Genomic DNA, 25,737 nt, shown 5'->3' on the forward strand with positions numbered 1-25,737 from the left:
TCAGGAGAGCCACCGAACGAGCTTCTTAACGCCTTCTCTGAGTTTTTCCTCATCCTCTGGCCTGGGCATGCCTCTGCTTTCGACGACCTCCACCAGGTCGAACTTGCTCCGGCTTATAAGGGTCTCTATCTTCTTCCCGGCCACACCGCCCCATCCAAAGGCCCCAACGACGAGGACGGGCTTTTCATAGTTAGCTTTATCCAGAATCTCGTAGAGGGTGTAGCGTACTCTCGGGTGTATATCGGCCTCGTAGGTTGAAGCACCGATCACAAGGGCCTCACTGTCGGGAACCTCCCCAAGTATGTCGCTGACGGCGGGTGCATCCCTGTCTGTAAACCTGTAGACCACCGGAGTGAACCCCTGCTTCTCCAGCTCCTCTAGGACTATCCTCATCCGCTTCTCGACGAAGCCGTACATGGAGTCGTAGATAACGAGAACCTTGCCCTTTGTGGCACTCCCAGCCCCCACAGCCTCGTAGAATTCGAAGATTCTGCGGGGGTTCCGCCTCCATATCAGGCCATGACCGGGCAGGATCGCCTTCGCTTCCTCGACTATTCCGAGGTTCTTGAGCTTTTTGATGTTCTGGACTATGTACTTGTGGTAGTGGCCTATTACAGTCACTATGTACTTGGTCACGTGGGGGAGGTACTTCTTAACGACCTCCTCGTCGCCGTCATCTATCGTCTCCGGAATTCCGTAGCCGCCCCCGGCGTCGCAGCTGAATATGAGCTTATCCTCGACTGCATAGGTTATCATAGTGTCCGGCCAGTGGAGCCAGGGGACGGTTACGAAGCGGAACGTTCTGTCCCCAATCCTAATCTCTTCGCCGTCTTTGATTGTGTAAAAATTCTCAACGACCCTCTCGCCGTAGAAACCCTCCAGAAAGCGCTTTGCAAAGCTGGTTCCTATAAGCTGAGCCCTGTAGCCGTTGGCCTCAAGGAAAGCCGGTAGGGCCCCAGTGTGGTCGGGTTCAGTGTGGTGAATAACCACGTGGGTTACCTCTTCTGGATCAACCAGCTTTCTGAGGGCTTCCATAAAGTCCTCCGTGTACTCCCTCTTGCTCAGATCGAAAAGAACTACGGCATCTTTGAGCTTCATTAAGTAGGCGTTGTAGGTTATTCCTTCTGGGATGTCCCAAGTGGCCTCGAAGTAGCCGATACGGTTGTCGTCCACCCTGAGGATGTAGAGCTCCGGATCATCGAAGAGCTTTTCAACCCAGACCTTCGCCATTTCAATCACCGAACCAAGTTAGTGCGAATCATAAAAAAGCTTTCCTGAACAAAACGTTGAGGATGGATGTGGATAGTCCAAAATTGAGAACCGATGGAGAATCACCGTGGCAGCTATGGAAGAAACACGTTTAGTCAAGCCCGTCTTAGGCTTTTAGCCTCCATAAAGGGCCCTCTGACTTCATTCCAGTTCAATGGACTGGCGTAGATGCGGACGTCCGCCACACTCCCACGGAAATGGAGGAACCCCTGGTTATGGGATCAGTCGTCTTTCCATAGTTTATGAGGGGCACGATTAATACCAGCGCCTTCAGTCTGTCCATCACGACCACCGAGGTGTCTTGGGAGTGGCGGTATTTTAGAAACCCGACGGGACGAACGTCCCATACGGTCCCAAAAGACTGTTAGAATGTTAGGTAATGTACAACAGAAGGGGGAAGACAAAATGGGGAAATTCCCCATTAAAGCTTCTTGTGGCAGAACCACCAGTCGTAGCACTCGATCTCGCCCTTGGCCTTGGCCTCCTCGCGCTCCTTGATGGCGTCGACCGTCCCTGCCGGCGGAACGATGGCGCGGTCACCGATGAGCTCGTTGTTGGGCCACTTGTGTGGGAGCGCAACGCCCTTCTCGGTGCTGGTCTTGAGAGCCTTGACAAGGCGAAGTATTTCGTCCCAGTCCCTTCCGACCTCGGCCGGGTAGTAGACTATCGCGCGGATGACACCCTTGTCGTCAACGATGAAGACGGCCCTCGCCGTCTGGGTTGAGCCGCTCGGAATCATGCCAAGGGCCTCAGCGAGGTCGCCGCGGTCGTCGGCTATGATGGGGAAGGTTATCTCCTCATTGAGGTTCTCCTTGATCCACTCAGCCCACTTCAGGTGGCTGAAGACCTGATCCACACTCAGCCCTATCGGCTCGGCGCCGAGCTTTCTGAACTCCTCGACACGCTTCTGCATGCCGTAAAACTCGGTCGTACAGACCGGTGTGAAGTCCGCCGGGTGGCTGAAGAGAACGAACCACTTACCCTTCTCGGCGAAGTAGTCGGGCAGCTTTATCCTGCCGTGGGTGGTGTTGACCTCAACTTCCGGGAACTTTTCTCCTATCACTACCATCTTCCATCACCTCTTCTTTTGGTATGCCTTCTTCAGTATAAACCATGTTGGTTCGAATATATAAAGCTTTCGGTTCGTCTAATGGCATTAACTTTGTCGGATATCCAAGCAATCAGGACAGGGGAAACGTAATCACGCGGAAGATAACACCGGTTCGTCGTCATCCATTCAGAGAGGCATGATGCTGGTTTACATCCCTAAACTAACGGAGTGATTCCAGAACAAATGCCGTGGGGGGTCATTCTCCCGCGGTTTTCAGATGTTCCCTCAGAACTTTGAATTCTTCCATAAGCTTATTGTAGTGCCCGAGTTCAACCCCTGCAAGGGTTTTGTAGATGTTTGCGAGCCCCCCCTCACCAGCTTCCTCGGCGAGAGTTTCGTACACCCTCTTGGCCAGCAGTTCACTCTCCATTGCCAATTCCAGGCCCTCCACAACTTCATCTGCACGTGAGAACTTGTCCAGTATAGGGTACACCTCAAGCGGGGGGATCTGTGGTGGGCGCGGCTCTTCACCATAGGTTTCGACGTAAACCTTCCGTAGCTGTTCCCCATGCTCCCGCGATTCATGGGAGAGCTCGTAGAAAGTCTTCACAAGAGAGTCAGGCAGATCAAGGTCCTTGGCCCTCTCAGCCAACTTCTCATAAAGCTCCGCTTCGTCGAGTTCCCCCTTAATCCAGTACGCCAAGAGGGATTTTTTATCGAGTTTTTTTAGCTCCTCAATTATCGAAGTCGGGAGTTCTTCCATCCACACCACCATACATCATTCTCCCCACCGCTTAATAGCCTTCCGGGATTGAGGTTCTACATGTGGAATGAAAAGCCTTAAGTGATTGAATACGGAACTTAATGGAGGTGTTACCATGGTGGCGGTGGACAAGCCACTCCCATACCTGAACATGAGTCCGATGCAGCTGATAACTGCACTCGTCATACTGATCGTCGGCTGGATACTAACGAAGGTAATAGTGGGCTCGTTCAAGCGTGGACTTAAGAAAACCAAGCTCCCGGAACTCGTGGTTGAGTTCCTTGGGAAGTTCCTCAGCGCCCTGCTGTACGTGGCCGTGATACTGCTCGCGATCAGGGCCCTTGGAATAGGCGTAGGTTCAGTTGTTCTGGGGCTTTCGGCGGTGATAGGTCTAGTACTCGGATTTGGAATGCAGGACACCCTGACGAATCTGGCCGCAGGAGTTTGGATTGCCGCTCTCAGACCAATTGATATTGGTGAAGTTGTTGAGGTAGCTGGAAAAACCGGAAAGGTCAACGCAGTGGGAATAATGAGCACAGAGCTTTTGACACCGGACAATGTTCTCATCACGGTTCCAAACAAGCTCGTTTGGGGAAGTGTGATCACCAATTATAGCCGGATGCCTACAAGGAGGGTCAACGTTGACGTTGGCGTCGCCTACGGCACCGACCTGAACAAGGCCGTGGAGGCTGCGATGAACCTCATGAGAAACAACCCCATGATCCTCGACGAGCCGGAACCGAGCGTCTCCATAACGACCTTGGCAGACTCCTCGATAAACCTCCAGCTCAGGGCCTGGGTGAAGACGGAGGACTACTGGACAGTCAAGGGTGACCTGACGAAGGGCATCTACGAACTCTACGGACAGAAGGGGATAGAGATACCCTTCCCGCAGGTAGACGTGCACGTGAGAGACATGCCCGACTAACCAACATACTTGTTCTGTCAGAGTGTCGGATTTTATCCTCTTTCTTTGAATTTTTTGTCATATTTTCGTAACGTCAGTTTCATCAATCCCAGAGCCGACGAAAAGAAGCTGCTGAACCTTTCGGTGATAACCACCGTCACCATCGGCCTGCCGTCCCTGGCGGCGGCGCTCACCATCCACAGGGAATCGTGGAGTTGCTGATATACTCTTACGATGTGTACACCCCCGGCGTCTTCATACCCCTCGTGCTCGGCATTTACTAGAGACGGGCCACGAAGGAGGGCGCTCTGGCGGGTATGGCAGCAGGTTCCCTGACCGCGGTGCTCGGAATAACCGGTGTCGTGTCCTTTCAGTACTGAGGGTACATCTACGTCAGCGGGGCGCTGGTGTCGGCCGTGGTGATGGTGCTCGTGAGCCTCGCCACCGGGGCAGAGCCGCTTGAGGGGGAGCTGGAGGAGGCCTTTTCGGTTAGGGGCTGACGGCCAGCCTCCACCCTTTTTTCTCCTCCACGACCCCAATCGCCAGAACCTTGTTCTCGAAGGGCAACTCCATAGCCTTCTCGGCAAGCTCGTCTGCACCCTCAAAGCCCGGGAAATCGAGCTCGACAAGGCCGAGATCGTATGTTGCCGTTACGAAGGTCTTTCCATCTTTGAGTCCCAGAGTCTTCACCCAGAACTCGTCCCTGCCGGCGAAGCCCAACCAGCCCCTGCCATCGGTCCCGATTATACCCGCTATTCTCGGCGTGCTGTAATTGTCCCTTTCGTAGTCAAAGGCGTCTAAAACGTGGGTTAGAGCCTTCTTGGGATTCTCCCACTCAAGGGCCTGAGCGATAAAGTCCGTCTGGAGGCCGTTGGTGACGACGGCATAGTCATCGAGGAGCCTCACCACGGGGTAGCTGACGTAGGGGTTGTCCGTCTCCGTCATGTTCTCGATGTAAACTGCCCTCCCTTTAAAGATGGCCTTTCTCTTCGGGAAGGAGCGGGAGCAGAGAAGGTAGAAGACGAAGGGCTCGCCGTTCATCAGGCCAATTCCCAGAGTTCTACCCGTGTACGTCAAGTTACCACCTCCTTAAGGCGGTCCTCCTCGAGGGCGAACTTAATCTCGCGCGCTATCCTCTCGCCCATGAGCATTGGCCTCTCCCAGTAGAGGGCCGAGTACCAGTGTTTGGCATTGCTGCCCCCGTCTATGCGTGAGGCGAAGCCTATGCAGCGGAATTCACCGTCGTAGGCAAAGTGGAGAGCGAAGGGACCGATGATGCCAGGAGGTTCAAGCTCTTCCATGGCCTTGACGAAAGCCAATCCGTAATCGTAGAGCACTGGAATGAGCGACTCTCTCAGCGCTACGGCCTTGTTTCCCACTATGGTGTAGGGGAGGGTCCTGAAGGGCCGCCTCTTGTTTGCGTCCGCGATGACCAGGCGCTCATCAACGCCAAAGAGCTCCAAACGGTTTAAAATCGGCGAATAGAAGAAGTGGACATAGAGGTAAACGCCGTCTGTGAAGCGTTCAATCCTATAGGGTTCGCTCGGGCCTTTGATCTTCTCCTCCAGTTCATAACCGTAAGCCAAGAAGTGCCCGCTTCCGCCCCTCGGTCCCTCAAGGCGGACAAAGTAAAGCTCGTCTGGCTTAGCCTCTTCGGGCTCGATGACTTCAACCATTGGAATGCCGGCCTTTTTAAGGACCCTATCCTGGAGCTCAAAGCTGGTCTCCCACTTGAGGAAACGCTTGTTGCCGAAGAACTTAGCCTTTGCTTTCTCGATGACCCCTATGCCAAGGTAGGCCACGAAAGAGCCGTGGGGTACGATGATGCCGTCATCACCGAGTACCTCCCTCATGTTTTCCGTTACGATGATTTCATCGACAGGCGGGATGGAGGAATAGAAAGCCTTTCTACTCGGTTTGACGTAGAGCCTCGTTCTAAAACCCTCTCTCTTTGCCCCCAGGAGTATCTGAAGTGAGGAATGGGAAGCTATGGTGGAGATTATCATTCTACCACCTCCAGGAGCTCTTCCTGGCTCAAAAGCCTTCCACCCTTCATAACGCGCATTGTGTCGCCGCTGAGCTCGTCTATCACCAGAAGCTCTCCATTCAGCCTGCCGAACTCCAGCTTGAAGTCTATTAGCTCAAGCCCCTTTGCGGAGAAGAACTCCTCCAGGATTTCGGCGACCCTTTTCGTTACCTCCTTCATTTTCTCCAGCTCCCCTTCGCTCGCTATACCGAGCCGTGATATTGCTTCTTCGGTTATGAGGGGGTCGCCGAGAGAGTCGTCCTTGAGGGTGAACTCAACTATTCCCAGCTCTTGGAGGGGCTCCACCCAGCCGCTGTATCTCCTGAGGAAGCTTCCGTAAGCCTTAGAGCGGTATATAGTCTCCAGCGGAATCCTCTCTGCCCTCAGAAAGCGCGCCCACCTCTCGTCAATCCGCTCGACGAAGTGGGTCCTTATCCCGTTCCTTTCCAGCAGGCTGAAGAAGAACTCCGTCTGCTTGAGAACTGCACTCCCCTTGCCCGGTCTCTCGCCTATCACCTCGTTGCCACCCGTGTCCTCTCTGCCGTCTTCGCCCAGCAGGGAGTCCTTGAAGTAAAAGACTAAATACGGGCCATCCTCGTAGACGTCCTTCGTCTTGCCGCTGTAGATGAGCCTCACTCGGCCTCACCCTTCCTCAGCATGTCGTTGATGAGCTTTATCGCGCAGAGGTCGCCGCACATCGAGCAGGCCTCTGTTTTAGTCGGCCTCTCCTTCCTTATCTCGATGAACCTGTCCCTGTCCCCGCTCAGCTCGAACTGCTTTGCCCAGTCGAGCCTGCCCCTCGCGACGCTCATTAGGTAGTCCTTCCTGAAATCGGCATCAAAGCGCGTCAGGTTTACCGCGTGGGCTGCTATCCTTGCTGCAATTACACCCTCACGGACGTGCTCCACCGTTGGCAGTCCGAGGTGCTCCGCCGGCGTTACGTAGCAGAGGAAGTCCGCGCCGTTTAAAGCGGCTATCGCCCCGCCTATGGCCGCCGTGATGTGGTCGTAGCCCGGAAAGATGTCCGTGACGAGCGGGCCGAGGACGTAGAAGGGCGCGTTGTCCGTTGCAACCTTGGCGAGCTTCACTTGGGCCGGAATCTGGTCAATTGGCACGTGACCGGGTCCCTCCACCATCGTCTGGACGCCGGCTTCCCTCGCGCGCTTCACGAGCCTCCCGAGGGTGTAGAGTTCCGCTATTTGAAGCTCATCGCCGGCATCTGGAAGTCCACCCGGTCTTAACCCGTCGCCGAGGCTTAAGACAACGTCGTACTCTTTGGCCAGCTCAAGGAGGTAGTCGTAGTCCCTGTAGAAGGGGTTCTCCTCTCCCCAGTGGAGTATCCATGCCGCCAGAAAGGTTCCTCCGCGCGAGACCATGCCGACAACTCTCTTTACCCTCTTCATCTTCTCGACGACTTCTTTAGTAACTCCAACGTGAATCGTGGTGTAATCGACTCCGTCTTTGAAGTGCTTCTCAACGGCCCTCCACATATCGTCCTCGGTCATCTCGATGATGGCCTTTCCCCTGGCCAGCATCTCTTCCGCTGCCTGATAAATCGGCACCGTCCCGATTGGCACATCAACGGCGTGCATTATGGCATTCCTTATGGAGTCGAGGTCACCGCCGGTGGAGAGGTCCATTATCGTGTCGGCGCCGTACTTGAGGGCAACCTTAGCCTTCTCTATTTCGGCCTTGAGGTCGACGATGTCGCGGGAGGTGCCGATGTTGGCGTTCACCTTGACGCGGACGACATTACCAACCGCGACTGGCTTCACCCAGTCGTGGCGGACGTTGCGGAAGATGACAGTGTGGCCTTTGGCGACGCTCCTCCTGAGCTTTTCGGGGTCTATACCTTCCCTCTCGGCGATGAACTTCATCTCCTCCGTGATTACGCCCCGCTTTGCTTCCTCAAGCTGGGTCATTCCCATCACCCGGTTTTAAAACCTGTTTATAACAAAGTTTTTAAATTTCAAAACTTGTTTTTAGCGGGCCTTAAAAGGTTTTTGGACGCTCGATAGGAAACTTTTTGAAGTTGTAGATACTACGGATTATTGAGGTGACTATATGAAAAGAGTAACAGTAGTCCTTTTCCTGATACTTGCCGTGGTGTCAACGTCGGTTTTTGCGGCCTCTCAGATTCCCACGGAGTCCACCGAATACTATGGAGTAAGGGTGAACTACTACAGGAGCTTTATCTTCAAGCCTTCTTTCGAGGTTGAACTGCCCACCGATGGTCCGGCGACGGTTACTGTCTCAATGCTTATGCCCAACGGCTCTCTGATGGACCTGGGAATTTATTCCGGCAAGGGCAAGATCTCGATAGACTTTTACCGTGTGCTTTATGCCATGCACAAATGGAGTAAGTACTTAACGGCCGAAAGCATCGACCCGGGGAGCGTGAAACCTTCTCTGCTCCTGCTGGGGACTACTGTTGACAGAGATGGCAATCTGAATTACTTCATGAAAACGATTCCCCTCACTGTTGACAAGATCGTATCCAGAATGAGGGTCAAGGTCCAACTTGACAGCAACGTTATTGGCAGACTTTACGAGAAGAAAGAAGTCATGAAGATACTGCAGGACCATGGGAGTGTAACCTCAAAGGAAACCAGAGAAACCATCGGCGTCTCCTCTGAGGGCTCATCGCTTCTCCAGTCCTCCTGTTCGCCAGTGTTCTATGAGGGTAATGATCGGACGTGGTACTGCTTTGAGTGGCTTCACAAGAAGACATTAGGGACAGCCAGCATCATCCCAGTGGCTGCGTTCCAAGTGACCGGCGATACCGATAAGGTGAATAGCATTTTTATTTCTTTGAACTACGATGCAATATCTGACAATAATGCAGAGCTGGCTTTTTCTGCAGTTGGAGCTGTTGAGAAAGGTGGTGTCAGCGGTTCGGTGGAAGGAAAGATCCTTGGTTATTCGTATACAATAGACAGGAGATCACTCAGAATTCCAGAATCGACGGTTAAGATATGGGGTTCAGAGTTAACATCACCTTCTGTTATCGGGGCAGGGCTTAGAGGAAGCGCTATATTCGCTAAGTACCAGCTCTATAGAGTTGATTATATTAACGGTGAAGTTTGGAACAAGAAGCCTCTTGATACTTACGCCTATGTGGTTCTTGGAAAACCCGATGAAAAGGACATGCGCTTAAGGAAATTCGTTGAAGTGGGATGGCCGAGAAAGAGCGGTGGGCCAATGAGTAGAACCATGTGGTTTGTACATTGGTACTGGGATATCAGAGATAACATGGAGAGTAAAGGAGGAATCCTCACTAATACTTACTACTTTGGCCACAGGGTAAATACTCTTCCACTGTTTTCGGCTTCGGCGCCGGTATTGGGCATCATTGGAAGCGAAAACACAAAAGTTACACCATTCACCTTGGCGATAGGTATGGGATTAACCAAAGAAACAAGAACGTCTTCACTAGTCAGCATCTCATTGGCATTGAAAGAGATGTACAAAGATACCAACGTGCGTCTCGCAATATACTCCAGCAAAGTTAGGCTTGAGTATAAGGGTAACAAATATCCCCTCACTGGAATGTTCGGAGACGTCTTCATCCCCGGAGATTCTGGCTACAGCCCGCCCTGTGACCCGCACACGGGTTATTGCCCCACGGTGACCCCCAGCGATTCGACAGAGAGCTGAGGTTTTATTTTTTCCTTTTGATTCCTTCAGGACTTCAATCACCCGGTTTTAAAACCCGTTTATAACAAAGTTTTTAAATTTCAAAACTTGATTTTTAGCGAACCTTAAAAGGTTTTGGGTGGTAATGATGAGGGAGACGGAGATAAGCAGGGCGATAATCGAGGCCTATGCCGAGGAGTTTCTCGAAAGCCTGAGCCTCGACGTCGCTATTGTGGGCGCGGGTCCCTCGGGAATGGTTGCCGGCTACTACCTCGCCAAGAACGGGGTCAAGGTTGCGGTCTTCGAAAAGAAGCTCTCCATCGGCGGCGGAATCTGGGGCGGCGCGATGGGATTCAACAAAATAGTCGTGCAGGAGGAAGCGAGGGGAATCCTCGACGAGTTCGGGATAACGTACAGGCCCTTCAGGGACAGCCTATATGTGGCAGATGCAATCGACACGGCAACAACTATAGCGAGCAAGGCTGTAAAGGCCGGCGTGAGGTTCTTCAACATGGTTGAGGTCGAGGACCTGGTTGTCAAGGACGACCGAGTAGCCGGGATAGTAATCAACTGGACGCCGGTTCTCATGACGGGCCTTCACGTTGACCCGCTCACCGTCGAGGCTAAGATTGTAATCGATTCAACGGGCCACGGGGCGCAGGTAAGTCAGCATCTCGTCAGGCGCGGCCTGCTTGAGGTTCCCGGGGAAGGCCCGATGTGGGTCGAGATGGGTGAGGAGCTGACCGTTAAACACACGAGGGAAATCTTCCCCGGCCTCTATGTCACCGGAATGGCCGCGAACGCGATAAGCGGTGCCCCGAGAATGGGCCCGATATTCGGCGGAATGTTCCTGAGCGGGAGGAAAGCGGCCCTCGAAATCCTTGAGAAGCTGAGGTGATGGGATGGCCGTTTTGATAATAGCGGGCCTCGATACCGGGGGCGGGGCAGGTTTAAAGGCGGACATCGAGACGGTCTCGGCTCTGAGCGAGCACCCGCTCCTCGTTTTGACTGCAGTTACCTATCAGAACCCCGAGAAGGTTTCCGGCTATTTTTCCCTTCCAGCGGAGGTCGTGAAAAACCAGATACGGGCCGTTAGGGGGCACTTTGATATTAAGGCAGTCAAGGTGGGCGTGCTTGGGAGCGGGGAGATAGCGAAGGCAGTTGCCGAGGAGACGGAGGGCTTAACGAGGGTCTTCGATCCGGTGATGGCTTCGAGCACCGGGGAAAAGTTAATAGACGACATCGACTCACTCAGGGTCCTCGTGAAGGGTTCAATCGTTACCCCAAACGTCCCGGAGGCCGAAGCTCTAAGCGGTATTGAAATCCACTCCCTCGAGGACATGAAGGACTCCGCCAGGTTCATCGCCAGAACTCTGAAAGCGGAAGCGGTTATAGTCAAAGGCGGGCACCTGGATCTGACAGATATCCTCCACTGGAACGGGGAGTTCTTCGAGTTTAAGGGAAGAAAAGTTGATGGCTTCACCCACGGGACGGGCTGTGCCTTCTCCTCGGCTTTAACCACTTTCCTCGCCAAGGGCCTTGAGCTTCCCGAAGCTGTCGAAAGGGCCAAGCGCTTCGTCGAAAACTCCATACGATTCTCAAAGGCCGAAGCGAAGGCTGTCAATCCCCTCTGGGAACTACAGAGGGATGCCCACCGCTGGAGGGCGAGAGAAGAGCTTGAAAGGGCGGTTCAAGAGCTGGTGAATCTCGGTGAAAGACTTAACCCCTACCTCCCCGAGGTGGGGGCGAACTTCGCGCTGGCGACTCCCTTTGGAGAGGTCTTCGCGGTGAAGGGCAGAATCGTCCGCTACGGAAAAACGATAAAACCTGTCGGACCGGTCGGGTTGAACGCCAGCGACCACCTGAGGAGGGCTTTGCTCAAGATGCGTGAGTTCTATCCTGAAGTCCGGGCCGTCATGAACTTGCGCTATTCGGAAGGGTTGATAGAGCATGCCAGAGCTATTGACTTCTTCGTTTCCTTCTACGACCGCAAGGAAGAGCCTGAGGATTTGAAGAGGGCCGAGAAGGGCACGATGGAATGGGGCATCGAGGCGGCGGTAAAGAGAGTCGGAAGGAGGCCCGATATAATCTACCATCTCGGCGACTGGGGCAAGGAGCCGATGGTTCTGATCTTCGGAAGGGACTCGCGGGAGGTGGTGGAGAGGGTCAGGGCGCTCGTTTCCTGAGCTTTATGTAAACCTCCACGTGCCCCCGGGAAGGCATCAAAGTTCTCCTCCGTTAGGGCCCTTCGGTAGGACCATCCCTTAGTTCTTCAGCGCTCAGCTCGCCGACATCAGAGGGCGGCTTTGATTCGAGGCGGTTCTCAACGAGGATCAGCGGTTGTGCCTAGCTTGAAAACGCTATCCTATCTCCGGGGATTCGAGGGCAACCAATAAACGTCTCACCACATTTAAAGCCGTGACCGGCCTGGGGTCAGGCAAACGCGCACAGCACATCGAAGAAAGCCGACCCAAACCAGTGAAGAAGAAAGCTCGGAATAAAACTGTTCCCCTTTAAATCCATTTTTGCGAAGATTATTCCTGCGACGAAGGCGTAGGGTATCTCCACACCGGGTTTCCCCAGGTGAATCAAGGTGTAGGGGATGTCCTGAAGAAGGATGGCAAGCCACTCGTTTTTCCGTGATAGGGGAAATAGCAGGACTCCCCGGTAGAAAGCCTCATGGGCGAACATGATGATCCCCATCACAAGTTCATTCACCATGAAGTCCACCGTGGAGGAGTAAGAGAAGATCGGATAGTAGCTTCTCATCTCCGGAATCGTAAGACCGTAAAAGCTGATAGGGACTGAGGCGGCGAAAAGGAGCAGGAGCATAGTCCAGCCATTCCGATTTGGGACATTGAACCCAAGTTCCCCGGGTTTAAACTTTAAGAGAACGGAAGCTATCAAGGGAAGAACCACGTAGCCTACAAAATCGTAGGCCGCCCATTCAAAGATCCCAATTCCCCTGTGCCATATGAGCGGCACAAAACCCAGTGAGAGCAGGTAAAGGACCCAGGGATTCCGTTTGAAATTCATAGGGAGAGATTAGGGGCGGAAAATAAAAGCTTTAGCCTCACTCTTCAGCTTCCTCCCCCTTAGCTTCAGCGGCCTTTGTCCTCTTTTTGCTCGTTGTCTTTCTGGTAGTGGCCCTTCTGGTCTTCCTGCCTTTGGTGCTCCGCTTCTTGGGCTTCTCATTGGGTTCTTCTCCCTGGGATTTTTCCTCCTCTGGTTCAACTTCCCCCTCTGCCGTTTTTTCTTCGATTCCCTCTTCCGTCTCCGCTTCTTCCACGAGGGGTTCACTGGCTTCCTCTTCAATTCCGGTGACTTCTTCCTCTTCTTCGCCCTCCTCGGCAGGCGGCTTAAGAAGCTCGTCGACACTCGGCTTGAATTCGGTCTTCTCGTAGCCGATGAACTTGAGGTCGCTCTCCAGTATCAACTCCCCAAGGACGAGGGTGTTCTTGTCCACCTCCTCTTGGATGGGTGTGAAATCGATCTTAACGTCATTCTCACCGACCTCGATGATGACTTTGTCCCCATCGACCTTGGGCATGCGGAGTTCAATAAGGGCCTTGACCTTCTCTATTGGGTCTTCGACCTTCTCTAGGATCTCGACTTCGTAGAGGAGGTGCTTTCCGGCAAGCGGATGGTTGAAGTCAACCCTCACGCGACCGCTTGAGACACTGAGGACACGGCCCCGGAGTTTCCTGCCCTCATGGGTGTCGATCTCAACATCCATACCAGGAAACGGGTAGAGTCCTTCCCGGCGGAACTGGCCGAGGGTGAAGGTTTTTATGAGCCGGGGATCGCGCTTACCGAAGCCCTTCTCGGGTGGGACGATTATCTCGTACTTTCCTCCTACCTCAAGTCCCTCAATTTGCTCATCAAGACCCTTAAGAACATGACCCGCTCCGACCGCTATCGGAACCGGTCCGTATATGCCGCCTTCCTTATAGATCCCCGCCTCCTTGGCGATATCTTCCGAAGTGGTGTCGAACACCTCCCCCGTTTCTTTTACCCTTCCGGTGTAATGGAGCCTTATGACGTCACCCTTCTGAACCTTGACCATTATCATTACCTCCCTTTTCCGCTCTAACCCCGATTGAATCGGTCGCTTTTTAAGCTTTTGCCGTTTTCCGTTGGAGCCAAAGATGCCCGAGGTAATCGTGTGGTTTAAATCCAACGCAAGATGAAGGCGATAACCTAATAAAATCTGCCGTGAAGTTTCCCTGGTGGTGGAGAAAATGCCCATAAGAGTGTACAACACCCTGACAAGGGAAAAGGAGGAGTTCAGGCCAATACACGACGGTGAGGTCAGGATGTACGTCTGTGGCCCGACGGTTTATGATTACACTCACCTAGGTCACGCAAGGACCTACATAGCCTTTGATGTGGTGAGACGATATCTGGAGCACCACGGTTACACGGTCCTCATGGTCATGAACTTCACGGACATAGACGACAAGATCATCAGACGCGCCAGCGAGACGGGAGAAGATCCCAAAGAACTCGCCGAGAAGTTTCTGAGATACTTCCTCGACGACATGGCTGCCCTTAAGGTCAAACCGGCGGATATCTATCCGCGCGTTACCGAGCACATAGAGGAGATAATAGACTTCGTGAAGAAGCTCCAAAAGAAGGGCTATGCCTACGAGGGCTCTGATGGCGTTTACTTTGAGGTTCAGAGGTTCAGGGACTACGGAAAGCTCAGCGGGATAAAGCTTGAAGAGCTCAGGAAGGGCGCAAGAGTTGAGCCCGGTGAGGGCAAGAAGAACTCTGAAGACTTCGCCCTCTGGAAGAAGGCCAAGCCCGGGGAGCCCAAATGGGAAAGCCCATGGGGCGAGGGAAGGCCCGGCTGGCACATCGAGTGTTCCACGATGAGCACCAAGTACCTCGGGGAGAGCTTCGATATCCACGGCGGCGGCAACGACCTCATCTTCCCGCACCACGAAAATGAGATAGCCCAAACCGAGGCCTGCACCGGCCACGAGTGGGTCAAGTACTGGCTCCACACCGGCTTCCTTATGATAAACGGGGAGAAGATGAGCAAGAGCCTCGGCAACTTCGTGACCATAAGGGAGATGCTCGAACGCTACGACCCGGAGGTCATCAGACTCTTCGTCCTCCAGAGGCACTACCGCTCGCCGCTCGACTACACTGAGGAGGGCATGGAGCACGCCAGGAACAACCTGGAGAGGCTCTACAACACCCTAGAGAACATCCGCGTGGCCATGGAGAAGGGAGAGATTTCCTTTAAGTGGGGCAAAGAGGAGTTCGAGGCCTACGAGGCGATACGGAACGCGAGGAAGAAGTTCTACGAGGCGATGGACGACGACTTCAATACCGCTGAAGCCATGAAAGCTGTCTTTGAGGCCAGCGGCGCGGTAAACAGGTACCTCAGCAGGGTCGAGAGGCCGAAGGAGAGCATCCTCCGCAAGGCGATGGAGTTCTTCAGGATCGTCAGTGAGGTCTTCGGAATCTTCGAGGACTACTTCAGGGAGCAGAAGGCAGGCGAGGAGGAGGCTTTGATAGAGCTCCTTATAAACGTCCGCGCCCAGCTCAGAAAGGAGCGCAACTTTGCTTTGGCCGACAGGATACGGGCAGAACTGCGGGAGCTCGGCATCCAGCTCGAAGACACACCGCAGGGAACGATATGGAAGAGGGTTAAGGTCTGATCTCCCCTCCCTCTTTTGCCATATTTACGTCAAAGCTCCGAGCGTAACGCTTAAATATAACCTCCTCTTTGCTCCGTTAAGGGAAATCCAATGAAGAAGTTTCCGGCTTACCTCGCTTCTTGGAACGACATTGAGAGATGGGCAAAAGAGGGCGCTTGGAGGGTACTGGAGGGGGACTGGAGGCCTGACGTCATAGTCGGCCTCGCAAGGGGCGGCTGGATCGCTGCAAGACTCTACTGCGACTACCTCGGCGTCAAGGACTTGGTTAGCCTCAAGGTCGAGCACTGGGGCGTTACAGCAACTCCAGACGGAAAAGCCAGACTCAAGTACGGAAGCAACTACGACCTTGGAGGCAAGAAGGTTCTCATAGTGGACGACATCAGTGACACGGGAGAGAGCCTGACGCTCGCCAAGAACTACGTTGAGGGACAGAATCCAGCGGAGATAAGGGTCGCAACGCTCCTCACGATAAGGGGCTCGCGCTTCAAGCCGGACTACTACGGTGAAGAGATTGACTGGGCTTGGATTGTCTTTCCGTGGAACTTCGTCGAGGATATGGTCAACCTCGTAGGTAACATCTTCGAGGAAAGGGAGGCTCTAACCACGGATGAGATTGTGGGGCTGTTCAAAGACCTTCACGGGATAGATGTTCCGAAGGGCCGGCTGGAGGAGGCCCTCCGCATGGCCGAAAGAAGGAAGGTTTTTAAATTTCGGGAGGGCGCCTGGCGCAGGGCATGATGAATTCATGGAAGTGATAGCTTGAATAAGGAGAAGAAGGTCGAGGAGATCAAGAGCCATAGCGTTTACGCTAGGGAAATCTACGACATGCACAGCGACAGCATAGACAGGGTTCTCGAAGACTACGACGACCTAAAGGAGGACTACCTGAACGACCACTCGCGGGCTAGGATAGTGCGCATAGTCTTCAACGAGGACAACGGGCTCCCGCTGGCGATAGAGTTCAACAGAAAGGACGATAGCTTCAAGGGATTCACGATAGCCATCGGCAAGCCCCATATAAGGAGCGGAGGAAACGGAAAGGAAGGGGAGAAAAGGGTCACCCCTCAGGAAGGTGCCAGTGGTTGAGAATAGAAACCGATTTCTATCCCCTTCTTACTCCATATTTCGTAGCTGCTGAGGTAGTAGGTGGGGTTCTGGAAGAGCGCCGTCAGGTCTCTGTTCGCTCCTGCTATCCATACGATGTAGTTCCTTGGATCTTTCGGATTTCTGATCGCAATCAGGATGCTGGCCTTGTCCACAGGGCTAAAGTAACAGTGAGCGATGGCGACGTTGCCAAAGGAGGCCCTCTTTGGGGAGTTCGTTGGAAGAAGTAGAAAGCTGTCGGATACCCACCTGAATTCCCAGCTGGTGTTCCGCCAGAGGGCCCATTCTCCATTGATCTTTCTGAACCTTATCGGGAAGGCCCCCTGCATCTCCCTGGCGAGGGCGTTGGAGACCGGTCCGCCCACAATGACAAGGTTGCTCCTGAGATCGTCGGGGGTAACCTCAACATCGGACTTGACATCGACCTCGACCCCCTCCGGCCAAAGCGAGTAGAACTTCATCAGGTTCTCGGCTATTGCCCGGGCAGTTTTTCTGTCGTGGAGGGTTCCGGTCGGGTCGGGGTTCTGGGTTCCGTAAACGATCACGACTCTCCCGGCCTGAGCCCCCCTGTCGAAGGCCCTCAGAGGGGTGACCGGAACAACATTCTGATAAATCTCAGCGGCTTTCTCTGGGGGTATGGTTTTCCTTAGGTACCTCAGTATCTGGGGGACGCAGGAGGTGAAGTTGCCAGCCTCCCCTGTCTGCACTTTAAGGGCACACTCACGGGTCTTGGAGAACAGAGCCCATACCCAGAACTCGCCCCAGGCCTCCTGCATGTCCATGGCGAGCAGGCTGTAGTTCTCGTTGATATGGAAAAGGGCAAAATCTTCCCAAGAATCGGCGAAGCTTTCGTAGAGCATGCCGATTGGGTTCCAGAAATGTATGTCGTACTTCGCGAGATACGGCATGTCGTTTTCTATGGTCTTCTGAAGGTAAGTGAGGTTCTCAAGAGTGTCGTGTTCTTCGTAGAGCTCCTGGAGGGTCACGTCATGGCCCAGCTCGTGGTATATGAAACCCAAGTACAACAGTTCATCTAGGCGGGTGCTGTTCATAATATCCCGATTAAGGGAAAGCCCGAACATGGTGTCCCTGGCGGTTTTGAAGCTCCAGGTTGTTCTCTGAGGCGTTCTCCTGACCAGGGGGAGAATTCCGCCAGCACCCCACACCTGGACACCGTCGATTACCGGGTCAAAGCTGTGGCCGTGAACCGCCAATAGAAACGGGTGCTCAAAGCGATACTCGACATTCGAGAATCCGGAGTAGTTTGCCATGAACCCATCAGGAGGGAGTAGATGAAGGGCTGCCGTGTAGATGTTGAGGCCCTCCCGGTAGTAGTCCACGTGAGAGCTGTAGAACGCCATGAAATCGGTTTTCCTAGCGAAGTCCCTCAGAGCGGGTAGGAAGTCGTCATCGAACCAGGGAACTCCAGAAGGGACGCGGGGCTTTATTTCTGGAGGGTTTGAGCAGAGAAGGAGGTAGTACTCTATCATCATAAGCTGGTAGTCCCTTTGTGGAATTGAAGTGTAGTTCTCAAGGTATCCCCTGAGGAGCCTAACGGCGGGGTGGTCTCGGTAGGGGCCGAAGTACGAGTCGATATCGTCGAGATAACCACCCCGATCTATCACGAAGGTGTCGTTTCTCCCGAAGGCAAGATAATAAACCACCCCAAGAAGTTCGGCGTTTGGGTTTATCTCCACGGTAACCCTCTGATCAACTGAGTACTGGGCGGTACCAACTGCAGCCGTTAGCGGTGTTGTTATAAGGCAAGAGAGGATTATTAACACGAACAGTCGCTTCATGACAACACCCCGTGGTATTGTGTACGTGAACTTATAAATTTTCCGGCACATTTTAAAGCCCAAGCGAGAGAGCGAATTCGGGTGACCGGAAATGCGGTTAAGAGCGCTGGTTCCAGTCCTCCTGCTCATAGGAATGTCAATACCCACGGCAACCGCCGCCGATCAGCACCCCCTTGTGGTGACAACAATAGCCCCCCTAGCCAGTATAGTAAAGGAGGCCTTTGGAGGTTCGGTTGGGGTGACGTACATAATCCCACCCGGTGCTGACCCGCATGAGTACCAGCTCAGCGCGGATCAGATAAACCTCCTGGAAAGGGCGGACGTTGTGGTGACCACCGGAGGCCATCTACCGGTTGAGAAGAAGATAGCGGAGCTGGTGAGGGAGGGAACCATCCAGGGACAGGCACTATTCATCGAGGATTACAAGGCGGAGGGATTTCACTACCTGCCCGAGACGTGGTACCACGGCAAGGACAATCCCCACGGGGTCTGGCTTGATCCCTACAACGCCATATCTATAGCCGCCGCCACTGAAAAGGCCCTTGAAAAGGTTGACCCCGCCAAGGCAGATCTCTACCGGGCGGACTTTCAGGCCTTCAGGACCAGAGTATTGGAGGTCGTAAAGGCGTACGGGGCAATGGTGGAAGAGAACAGGACGGCAATCATACAGATGCCACCTGATGAGTACGCCGTTCACTGGCTTGAAGTGGAAACCGTGGCCGCAATAAAACCGGAGGAGGAAGTGCCCGCGGTAGGTGTGGACACGCTCCTTCCCAAGGCGGAGAAAGCCAACCTCATAGTTTACGGTAGGAACAGCCCCGAGCAGTTAAAGAAAGCCGCAGAGGAGCTATCGGAGAAGAGCGGGAAGCCAACCGCAGAGATAACGGTGTTCTGGGCCAACAAAACGTACACGGATGTGCTGATAGAGAACACGGTCGCAGTTCTCAGGGCCCTGGGCGGAAAACCGCAGGTGAAAATGGTCCAAAGAAGGGGCAACCTCACCACCTACGTGTTCCTCTCCCTTCTGGTGGGCATCATGCTGGGTGCGGCGGTCGGGGTCATACTTAAGAGATGAAAAAGAGGTAAAATACAAGAGAGTGGGGACATCACTCCCTCTTGTACGGCCTGCCGTCCCACTTTGGCGGCCTTGCCCTTCCTATTATGCCTGCAACGACTATCAAGGTCACGATATACGGGAGGGTGGCTATGAACTGCCAGGGTATCGTTCCCGCTAGCCAGGGGTTGTTCTGTATGTAGATGGAGAGGTTGTCAAAGAACCCAAAAATGAATCCCCCGATCAGAGCCACAAGCGGGTTCCACCCACTGAAGACCATGTTAGCGAGCGCGATGAAACCCCTCCCCGCGGCTATCGTCTTGGTCACGGTCCCAAGCCAGTCCACGCTCAGGTAAGCCCCTGCAATCCCACTCAGGGCTGATGCTATCAAGACAGCGGTGAAGCGGTACAGCTCAACGTTGATGCCCAGAGCGTCCGCGGCTTCAGGGTTTTCACCTACGGAACGAATGCGGAGACCGAACGGTGTTCTGAAAAGTATCCACCAGGCAAGGGCGGCCACGATGAAAGTTATGGGTACCATGGGGCTGAGGGAGTTTCCAAACGCGTCCATCCAGAGGGGGCTTATCTGGGCGTAGCTTGGAACCTGGTGCTGTCCCGCCGTACCCCAGTACGCGAGGATTCCAAACGCAACACCGCCGTAGCCGATGAGGTTTATACCGATACCGGGTATAACGTGGTCCCCCTTGAAGTAGACGGTTATCACACCGTGAACGGCACCTAGGGCCAGACCAGTCAACGCACCACCGAGCAGACCAACCCAGCCGCTGTGGGCCATCTCTGCAAAGATAGCTCCAAAGAACGCCGAGAGCATCAGAATCCCCTCGTATCCTATGTTGACCACACCTGCCCGCTCGCTGATAGTCGCGCCAACACTGGTGAGGACGATCGGCACCATCGCGGCCAGTGACCCAAGTACAAGACCCACAATCATGGTCTCGTTCATGGTCCTCCCCTCCTGAAGAGCTTTGTGAAGAGGTCAAGAAGTCCCGGAACCGCAACGGCAACTATTATGATACCCTCGATGACCTTGACCATCTCAAGGGGAACACCGGTCTGCTGCATCTGTGTGGCACCGGCGTTCAGGGCGCCGAAGAGTATACCCGCGAAGATTATACCGAGGGGATGATTCCTGCCGACCAGCGAAACGCCTATTCCATCGAAACCGTAGCCGTAAACGTTGGCAAGTCCCTGACTTATTGAGTAGCTAGGAGGTATGCCCATTACCTGAACCGCGCCGGCCAGACCCGCGGTCATTCCACCTATCAGGAAGGACCACACCATCGCGATCCTCGGGTTTATGCCCCCGTACTCCGCGGCCCTCGGGTTCTGCCCGCTGGTTCTGAGTTCGTAGCCGAGTTTCGTGTGCCACATGACCACGTAAACGATGATCGCCGCTATCACCGATATGACAAATGCAAGCGAGAGTGTTGAGTTCTGAACGAGGAGTGGAAGTCTCGCTCCTGGAGGTATCGGCACGGTGCTATTCTGGTTCTGAGGATTGGCAAGGGCGCTGAGGGCCAGCCAGCTGGCTATGAAGAAGGCAATCCAGTTGAGCATTATTGTCGATATGACCTCGTGAACGCCACGGTACACTTTAAGCACCGCAGCGGGAAGCATCCAGAGGGCCCCAACGAAAAGTCCACTTAAGATGCCAGATACTGGATCCTGAAGGGTTTGAGTAGCGGCAACGGCGGCTATGGCCCCAAAGTAAACGGCCCCCTCCGCACCTATGTTGAAGAGGCCTGTTCTGGCACCGATTGCAAAGGTAATGGCAGTTAGTATCAGCGGGGTGGACTTACTGAGGGTCTCAGCCATATTCCCCATGGAGCCAAAAGAGCCCTGTAGCAGGGCCCGGTATGCCGCAACGGCATCGTAACCACTCAGCCAGAGGACTACAGCTCCAACGAGTGCACCGATCATTATCGCAAGAACACTCTCACTAAGCGGTTTCCAGTAGCTCCGCAACTCGTCCGAGACGTTCATGCCTTCACACCTCCCATCATGAGGCCTATCTGCTCCTCTGTCACCTTGGTGGGGTCGACAACTCCCATAAACTGCCCCTCATACATAATGGCCATCCTGTCGCTGAGCTGGAGCACCTCATCAAGGTCCGCTGAAACGAGCAGAACCGCCTTACCCTCGTTCCTCAGCTTGACAAGGTAGTTCCGGATGTACTCGGTCGATGCAACGTCCACTCCACGGGTCGGCTGTGCCGCAACGATGAGCTCCGGCTTCTTACTAACTTCCCTCGCCACTATGAGCTTCTGCTGGTTTCCTCCGCTGAGAGATTTAACCGGAGCCCTGGCACCGGGCGAGTTGATGTCGAATTCCTCCACGAGGAGCTTTGTGTGATTCTCCACCTGTTTCCAGTTCATGAGCACACCGGCCCGGGAAAACTCCTTCCACCAATGCATCCCGAGTATGGCGTTCTCCATCACCGTCATTTCTAGAATCAATCCCATATGTGTCCTATCCTCAGGAATATGGGCGATACCGATCTCATAGAGGTCCCTTGGATTTTTACCTGTTACGTCCATGTCGCCGACCTGTATTTTGCCCTTTTCCACTTTCCTCAATCCGGTTATCGCCTCGATCAGCTCACTCTGTCCGTTGCCCTCCACACCAGCTATTCCAAATATCTCCCCCGCCCTTACGTCAAAGGATATCCCTCTAACCGCGTCTTCACCACGATCGCCCTTTACCCAGAGGTCCTCCACATGAAGGATAGCCTCTCCAGGCTCTTTGGGTGGTTTTTCGATCCTGAGAACAACGTCCCTGCCAACCATCATTCTGGCTAGGAGCTGGGGGGTCGCATCCTTTGTCTGCACGGTTCCGATGACCTTCCCCCGTCTTATGACCGTTACCCTGTCCGTTATCTCCATGACCTCGTTGAGCTTGTGGCTTATGAATATTATCGTTTTTCCCTGGCTCTTCAGCTTTTTAAGCACCGCAAACAGCTCTTTAACCTCTATGGGGGTCAGGACTGCGGTGGGCTCGTCAAGTATGAGGAGGTCAATGTCTCTGTAGAGCATCTTCAGTATCTCGATCCTCTGCTGGATACCCACTGGAAGGTTCTCAACGGGGACATCGAGGGGGACCTGGAAGTTCAGCTCATCCATGAGACTCTGAAGCTTTTTTCTAGCGTTGTCTACGTTTATTCTTGAGAGCAGGCCGTGTCCCTCCCTGCCAAGGATGATGTTCTCGAGGGCGTTGAAGACCTCAACGAGCGTGAAGTGCTGATGGACCATTCCAATACCGCTGGCCAGCGCATCCGCGGGGCTCTTAAAGCTGGTTTCCTTTCCGTTTAAAAGGATCGTCCCCTTCGTAGGCTTGAGCATACCGAACAGGATTTTCATCAGGGTTGTTTTGCCGGCTCCATTCTCACCCAGAAGGCCGAGTATCTCGCCTGTGTATACCTGAATATCAACCCCCTTCAGGGCCTTTGTGCCGTCGGGGTACACCTTTACAATGTCCCTCATCTCAAGCAGTGGAGTCTCTTTTTCCACAGGAATCACCCCCCAGAACAAAGGAAAGAAAAAAGATCAGTGTGTGTGGTTCTTGTAATAGTTCAGGGCCCAGTAAGCACCGAAGCGGTACCCACCCTCGAACTTGTAGAGAACCGGTATCTCCATTCCAAGGACGATTCCTATGGTGTTCTTGTGGTCATTGAGCGTTATAAGTGTGGCAAGAGCTCCTGCGAGTGCCGAGCCCTCATTCTCCTTGAAGAGGACCATCTGGACGTTGTGAGGCATCTTCGGGTCGTAGCCGTCTATGAGGACGAACCTCTGCTTGGGGTACTCGGCGGCGACTTTCTTAACGGCGTCCGTCATCATGAACCCGACGGCGATGATTATGTCGAACTGGCCCGTTTTGGCCAGGCTCTGGAGGTTGGTGTAGTAGTCGTTCGGGCTGTTGCTCTGGAGTTGGGTGAGCTGGAGTCCGAAGTCCTTGACGGCCCGGCTGGCACCGAGGTACGCCATGTCGTTGAAGCTCAGATCGCCCCTTCCGCCAACGTCGAATACTATTGCTATCTTCTTGGTGTTCTGCCTCTCGTTCAGTGTCTTGTTGAAGTAGGATTCAGAGGATGGAGAGCTGCCTGCCCACTGCTTTCCAAGGGCTTCCATCGCGGTCCAGTTCTTGGCGTTCCTGAGTTCTTCGATCTGGCTCTTCTGAGTGGCCTTCGGGACTATTATCTTGCCGCTCACAATCTCCTGCTGAAGCTGATCGACAGCCTGCCATATCCACGATGGAATCTGCTGGCGGGTCTTGTTAAGGTAATCAAGGAGCTGCTGCTCGTTCTGGAATCCAAGGTCCTGAAGCTTCTTCTGCCTAACATCAGGTGGAAGTGAGTCAAACATGGTCTTAACGTCTTGGAGGGTGCTGAGCTTGACGCCGCCCTCTTTGAGACCCAGCTCAACAACCCCTCCCTTGAACTGGTTCTCTTCCGCGGCCTTAACGGCGTTGTAAACACCGACATCAACGCGCTTCATCATGCTTGCTATTATGACCCCCGGCTTGATCCAGTCCTGGGCTGAGTCAACGCCGATGGCAAACGGAGGACCCATCTTCTTGTTGTTGGCCTTCAGGTAGTCCCCAACCGCTTCAAAAACACCAAGTCCGGTTCCACCTGCTACTTGGTAGATAACCCATGCGCCTTGCTGCAACTGAGCCTGAGCTGCCTGCTTGCCCTTTGCAGGGTCGCTGAAAGAACCCGTGTACGTGTACAGGATGTTTATTTTCGTGGAGGTTGAGTTGCTCCCGCTTATGCAACCGCTTGCCACGATACTAAGGGCCACCAGACCCACCAAAAAGATGCTTAGCCATTTCTTCATGTAGACACCCCTGGGATTTTCTGAACTTATATCCCAACCCGAAATAAATACTTTGTGGTTCTTAAACTGCCGAAAATTTGGGAAAGAATTTTAACTGATAAGTAAAACCCTTTGTGATGCCTATGTTGAAGGAAATTGCGGAGCTCGAAGAGGGAAGGGTCCTACTAACCGGGGACGCCAAGAAGCTCGCCAGGATATACCTCAATGCATGGGTCGGGAGGGGAAAAACTCTTCTTGTCGAGTACCTCCCGTTTCAGGTAAATGGTGATGTGTACATAGGCTCACCCCTTGAAGGAGGGGACTTCGATGCGTACCTGATAGTGAACCCACTATCGCGGCCGAAGAGTGAAAGGGAGAAACTCTACTCCTGGCTCGGGGAGGGAGAGAACAAACTCGTACTCCTGTACGAGCAGAAGTACATCAAGGACTCCATAATCCGTTATCCAATTAAAGAATTCATTGATTATTTAATCGCATATAAACGGGAGACCGTCGGCTTCGAGAGGATAGACGTGATGAAGTTTGAAGCGGGGAGGATCGTTGCAGAAAAAAGCTACGTGAGGAAGTACTGAACTGACTTCATCCCCAATGACGAGCGGTTTCGGGCCTGACGTATGATGACACCAGCTATCGCCGAGGGGTACCACCCGGGGAAATCCTTAAAGGTTCTCTTCCTTCGATGAATTAGGTGATATTATGCTCGGAAAGCTCAAGGAGAAGTTAGGTTCATTTGTAGATAGGGTCTCCCAGACGGAGATCAGTGAGAAGGACGTTGAAAATGCCCTGTGGGACCTGGAGCTTGAGCTACTGGAGGCGGACGTGGCCCTTGAAACCGTCGAGGAGCTGAAGGAAAGGATAAAGGAAAAGCTGGTCGGCCAGAAGGTTAAGATCGGGACCAAAAAGAAAGCCCTCGTTGAGAACGCCGTCAGGGAAGCGATACTTGAGATACTGACACCTGAAAGAAAGATTGACCTGCTGGAAACTATTAAATCCGAAGGAAAGAGGCCATTTGTGATAGCGTTCGTTGGCTTTAATGGGAGTGGGAAGACAACCACAATAGCCAAGCTCGCCCACTGGCTCAGGGGAAACGGTCTCTCCGTGGTTATAGCGGCCAGCGATACGTTCAGGGCGGGGGCGATCGAACAGATCGAAGAGCACGCAAGACGTCTTGGGGTGAAGGTCATTAAGCATGATTACGGTGCCGATCCGGCGGCCGTTGCCTATGATGCGATAGAACACGCCAAAGCCAGGAAAATAGACGTCGTCCTCATCGACACCGCCGGGAGGAACGAGCTGAACAGAAACCTGATGGATGAGATGAAGAAGATAGCACGTGTTGCCAAGCCGGACCTGGTTATATTCGTCGGTGACTCCCTTGGAGGGAACTCCGTCGTTGAACAGGCGAAGCAGTTCAATGAGGCGGTTAAAATAGATGGAGTAATCCTCACCAAGCTCGACGCCGACGCCCGTGGTGGTGCCGCTTTGAGCATAAGCCACGCGATTGGAGCACCGATACTCTTCGTCGGCGTCGGCCAGGGCTACAATGATCTAAAGCCCTTCGACGAGAGGTGGTTCGTAGAGCGGATTTTCGGGGAAGGCTGAT

24 protein-coding genes are annotated in these 25,737 nt (G+C 53.7%); 10 read left to right on the plus strand and 14 right to left on the minus strand.

The window, feature by feature from the left end:
• The 3 genes from MVK60_RS07860 to MVK60_RS07870 all read right to left on the minus strand — a co-directional run bounded on the left by MVK60_RS07860 (position 1) and on the right by MVK60_RS07870 (position 3,083).
• Positions 1-1,230 carry an FprA family A-type flavoprotein gene (locus MVK60_RS07860; RefSeq protein ID WP_297438424.1) on the minus strand — a complete coding sequence of 410 codons (1,230 nt, stop codon included), beginning with the start codon at positions 1,228-1,230 and terminating at the stop codon, positions 1-3.
• Positions 1,231-1,690: 460 nt separating this feature from the next.
• Positions 1,691-2,338 carry a peroxiredoxin gene (locus tag MVK60_RS07865; protein WP_297438156.1) on the minus strand — a complete coding sequence of 216 codons (648 nt, stop codon included), beginning with the start codon at positions 2,336-2,338 and terminating at the stop codon, positions 1,691-1,693.
• Positions 2,339-2,576: 238 nt separating this feature from the next.
• Positions 2,577-3,083, minus strand: a complete 507-nt coding sequence (locus tag MVK60_RS07870; RefSeq protein WP_297438426.1) for a ferritin family protein — start codon at positions 3,081-3,083, stop codon at positions 2,577-2,579.
• A 115-nt stretch (positions 3,084-3,198) separates the two neighbouring features.
• Here MVK60_RS07870 and MVK60_RS07875 point away from each other — a divergent pair, with 115 nt between their 5' ends.
• Positions 3,199-4,011: a mechanosensitive ion channel family protein gene (locus MVK60_RS07875; RefSeq protein ID WP_297438157.1), complete on the plus strand. Its 813-nt coding sequence runs from the start codon at positions 3,199-3,201 to the stop codon at positions 4,009-4,011.
• Between the two features lie 468 nt (positions 4,012-4,479).
• On the opposite strand, the gene MVK60_RS07880 is transcribed toward MVK60_RS07875, so the two are convergent.
• The 4 genes from MVK60_RS07880 to thiC are packed head-to-tail and all read right to left on the minus strand — an operon-like array spanning position 4,480 to position 7,938.
• Positions 4,480-5,067, minus strand: coding sequence for an IMP cyclohydrolase (locus tag MVK60_RS07880; RefSeq protein ID WP_297438159.1), 588 nt, complete (start codon positions 5,065-5,067; stop codon positions 4,480-4,482).
• A complete protein-coding gene (locus MVK60_RS07885; protein ID WP_297438161.1) occupies positions 5,064-5,996 on the minus strand; it encodes a formate--phosphoribosylaminoimidazolecarboxamide ligase in 933 nt (310 codons plus the stop codon). Before MVK60_RS07885 ends, MVK60_RS07880 begins: the two co-directional genes overlap by 4 nt.
• Complete coding sequence (locus MVK60_RS07890) at positions 5,993-6,652, minus strand: phosphoribosylaminoimidazolesuccinocarboxamide synthase (RefSeq protein WP_297438163.1); 660 nt, start codon at positions 6,650-6,652, stop codon at positions 5,993-5,995. The genes MVK60_RS07885 and MVK60_RS07890 overlap by 4 nt, the downstream gene beginning before the upstream one ends.
• Positions 6,649-7,938 (minus strand): phosphomethylpyrimidine synthase ThiC, encoded by a 1,290-nt coding sequence (thiC, locus tag MVK60_RS07895; protein WP_297438428.1) that lies wholly within the window; start codon positions 7,936-7,938, stop codon positions 6,649-6,651. The genes MVK60_RS07890 and thiC overlap by 4 nt, the downstream gene beginning before the upstream one ends.
• A 142-nt stretch (positions 7,939-8,080) precedes the next feature.
• Here thiC and MVK60_RS07900 point away from each other — a divergent pair, with 142 nt between their 5' ends.
• The 3 genes from MVK60_RS07900 to thiD all read left to right on the plus strand — a co-directional run bounded on the left by MVK60_RS07900 (position 8,081) and on the right by thiD (position 11,838).
• Positions 8,081-9,673: a hypothetical protein gene (locus tag MVK60_RS07900; RefSeq protein WP_297438165.1), complete on the plus strand. Its 1,593-nt coding sequence runs from the start codon at positions 8,081-8,083 to the stop codon at positions 9,671-9,673.
• Between the two features lie 124 nt (positions 9,674-9,797).
• Positions 9,798-10,550 (plus strand): sulfide-dependent adenosine diphosphate thiazole synthase, encoded by a 753-nt coding sequence (locus MVK60_RS07905; RefSeq protein WP_297438430.1) that lies wholly within the window; start codon positions 9,798-9,800, stop codon positions 10,548-10,550.
• 4 nt (positions 10,551-10,554) lie between these two features.
• Positions 10,555-11,838 (plus strand): bifunctional hydroxymethylpyrimidine kinase/phosphomethylpyrimidine kinase, encoded by a 1,284-nt coding sequence (thiD, locus tag MVK60_RS07910; RefSeq protein WP_297438167.1) that lies wholly within the window; start codon positions 10,555-10,557, stop codon positions 11,836-11,838.
• 247 nt (positions 11,839-12,085) lie between these two features.
• Here thiD and mrtA read toward each other — a convergent pair whose 3' ends face one another.
• Positions 12,086-12,688 carry a CPBP family archaeomyxosortase MrtA gene (gene mrtA / locus MVK60_RS07915; RefSeq protein ID WP_297438169.1) on the minus strand — a complete coding sequence of 201 codons (603 nt, stop codon included), beginning with the start codon at positions 12,686-12,688 and terminating at the stop codon, positions 12,086-12,088.
• 37 nt (positions 12,689-12,725) lie between these two features.
• Complete coding sequence (locus tag MVK60_RS07920) at positions 12,726-13,718, minus strand: peptidylprolyl isomerase (RefSeq protein WP_297438432.1); 993 nt, start codon at positions 13,716-13,718, stop codon at positions 12,726-12,728.
• Between the two features lie 175 nt (positions 13,719-13,893).
• Here MVK60_RS07920 and cysS point away from each other — a divergent pair, with 175 nt between their 5' ends.
• The 3 genes from cysS (at position 13,894) to MVK60_RS07935 (ending at position 16,410) form a co-directional block, all read left to right on the plus strand.
• Entirely contained in the window at positions 13,894-15,324 is a 1,431-nt protein-coding gene (gene cysS / locus MVK60_RS07925; RefSeq protein ID WP_297438434.1) for a cysteine--tRNA ligase, read from the plus strand.
• Between the two features lie 90 nt (positions 15,325-15,414).
• On the plus strand, positions 15,415-16,062 hold the full coding sequence (locus MVK60_RS07930) for a phosphoribosyltransferase (RefSeq protein WP_297438171.1): 648 nt from the start codon (positions 15,415-15,417) through the stop codon (positions 16,060-16,062).
• Positions 16,063-16,083: 21 nt separating this feature from the next.
• The gene (locus MVK60_RS07935) at positions 16,084-16,410 is read left to right on the plus strand and encodes a hypothetical protein (protein WP_297438173.1); all 327 of its coding nucleotides are present in this window, start codon (positions 16,084-16,086) and stop codon (positions 16,408-16,410) included.
• Here MVK60_RS07935 and MVK60_RS07940 read toward each other — a convergent pair.
• Positions 16,389-18,227 carry a DUF4932 domain-containing protein gene (locus MVK60_RS07940; RefSeq protein WP_297438175.1) on the minus strand — a complete coding sequence of 613 codons (1,839 nt, stop codon included), beginning with the start codon at positions 18,225-18,227 and terminating at the stop codon, positions 16,389-16,391. The two genes, MVK60_RS07935 and MVK60_RS07940, sit on opposite strands and share 22 nt — an antisense overlap.
• A 91-nt stretch (positions 18,228-18,318) precedes the next feature.
• On the opposite strand from MVK60_RS07940, the gene MVK60_RS07945 reads away from it, so the two are divergent.
• A complete protein-coding gene (locus tag MVK60_RS07945) occupies positions 18,319-19,302 on the plus strand; it encodes a zinc ABC transporter substrate-binding protein (RefSeq protein WP_297438177.1) in 984 nt (327 codons plus the stop codon).
• A 31-nt stretch (positions 19,303-19,333) separates the two neighbouring features.
• On the opposite strand, the gene MVK60_RS07950 is transcribed toward MVK60_RS07945, so the two are convergent.
• The 4 genes from MVK60_RS07950 to MVK60_RS11245 form a co-directional block, all read right to left on the minus strand.
• Positions 19,334-20,245: an ABC transporter permease gene (locus tag MVK60_RS07950; RefSeq protein ID WP_297438179.1), complete on the minus strand. Its 912-nt coding sequence runs from the start codon at positions 20,243-20,245 to the stop codon at positions 19,334-19,336.
• Positions 20,242-21,285 (minus strand): ABC transporter permease, encoded by a 1,044-nt coding sequence (locus tag MVK60_RS07955; protein ID WP_297438181.1) that lies wholly within the window; start codon positions 21,283-21,285, stop codon positions 20,242-20,244. The genes MVK60_RS07950 and MVK60_RS07955 overlap by 4 nt, the downstream gene beginning before the upstream one ends.
• Positions 21,282-22,781, minus strand: coding sequence for an ABC transporter ATP-binding protein (locus MVK60_RS07960; protein ID WP_297438436.1), 1,500 nt, complete (start codon positions 22,779-22,781; stop codon positions 21,282-21,284). The genes MVK60_RS07955 and MVK60_RS07960 overlap by 4 nt, the downstream gene beginning before the upstream one ends.
• Before the next feature lie 63 nt (positions 22,782-22,844).
• Positions 22,845-24,134, minus strand: coding sequence for a BMP family protein (locus MVK60_RS11245; RefSeq protein WP_367270879.1), 1,290 nt, complete (start codon positions 24,132-24,134; stop codon positions 22,845-22,847).
• Positions 24,135-24,256: 122 nt separating this feature from the next.
• On the opposite strand from MVK60_RS11245, the gene MVK60_RS07975 reads away from it, so the two are divergent.
• Positions 24,257-24,706 carry a hypothetical protein gene (locus MVK60_RS07975; RefSeq protein WP_297438440.1) on the plus strand — a complete coding sequence of 150 codons (450 nt, stop codon included), beginning with the start codon at positions 24,257-24,259 and terminating at the stop codon, positions 24,704-24,706.
• A gap of 124 nt (positions 24,707-24,830) precedes the next feature.
• Positions 24,831-25,736, plus strand: a complete 906-nt coding sequence (gene ftsY / locus MVK60_RS07980; protein ID WP_297438183.1) for a signal recognition particle-docking protein FtsY — start codon at positions 24,831-24,833, stop codon at positions 25,734-25,736.
• The last annotated feature ends 1 nt before the right edge of the window (position 25,737 follow it).

This window comes from Thermococcus sp. (assembly GCF_026988555.1).
In the GTDB taxonomy this organism is placed as follows: domain Archaea; phylum Methanobacteriota_B; class Thermococci; order Thermococcales; family Thermococcaceae; genus Thermococcus.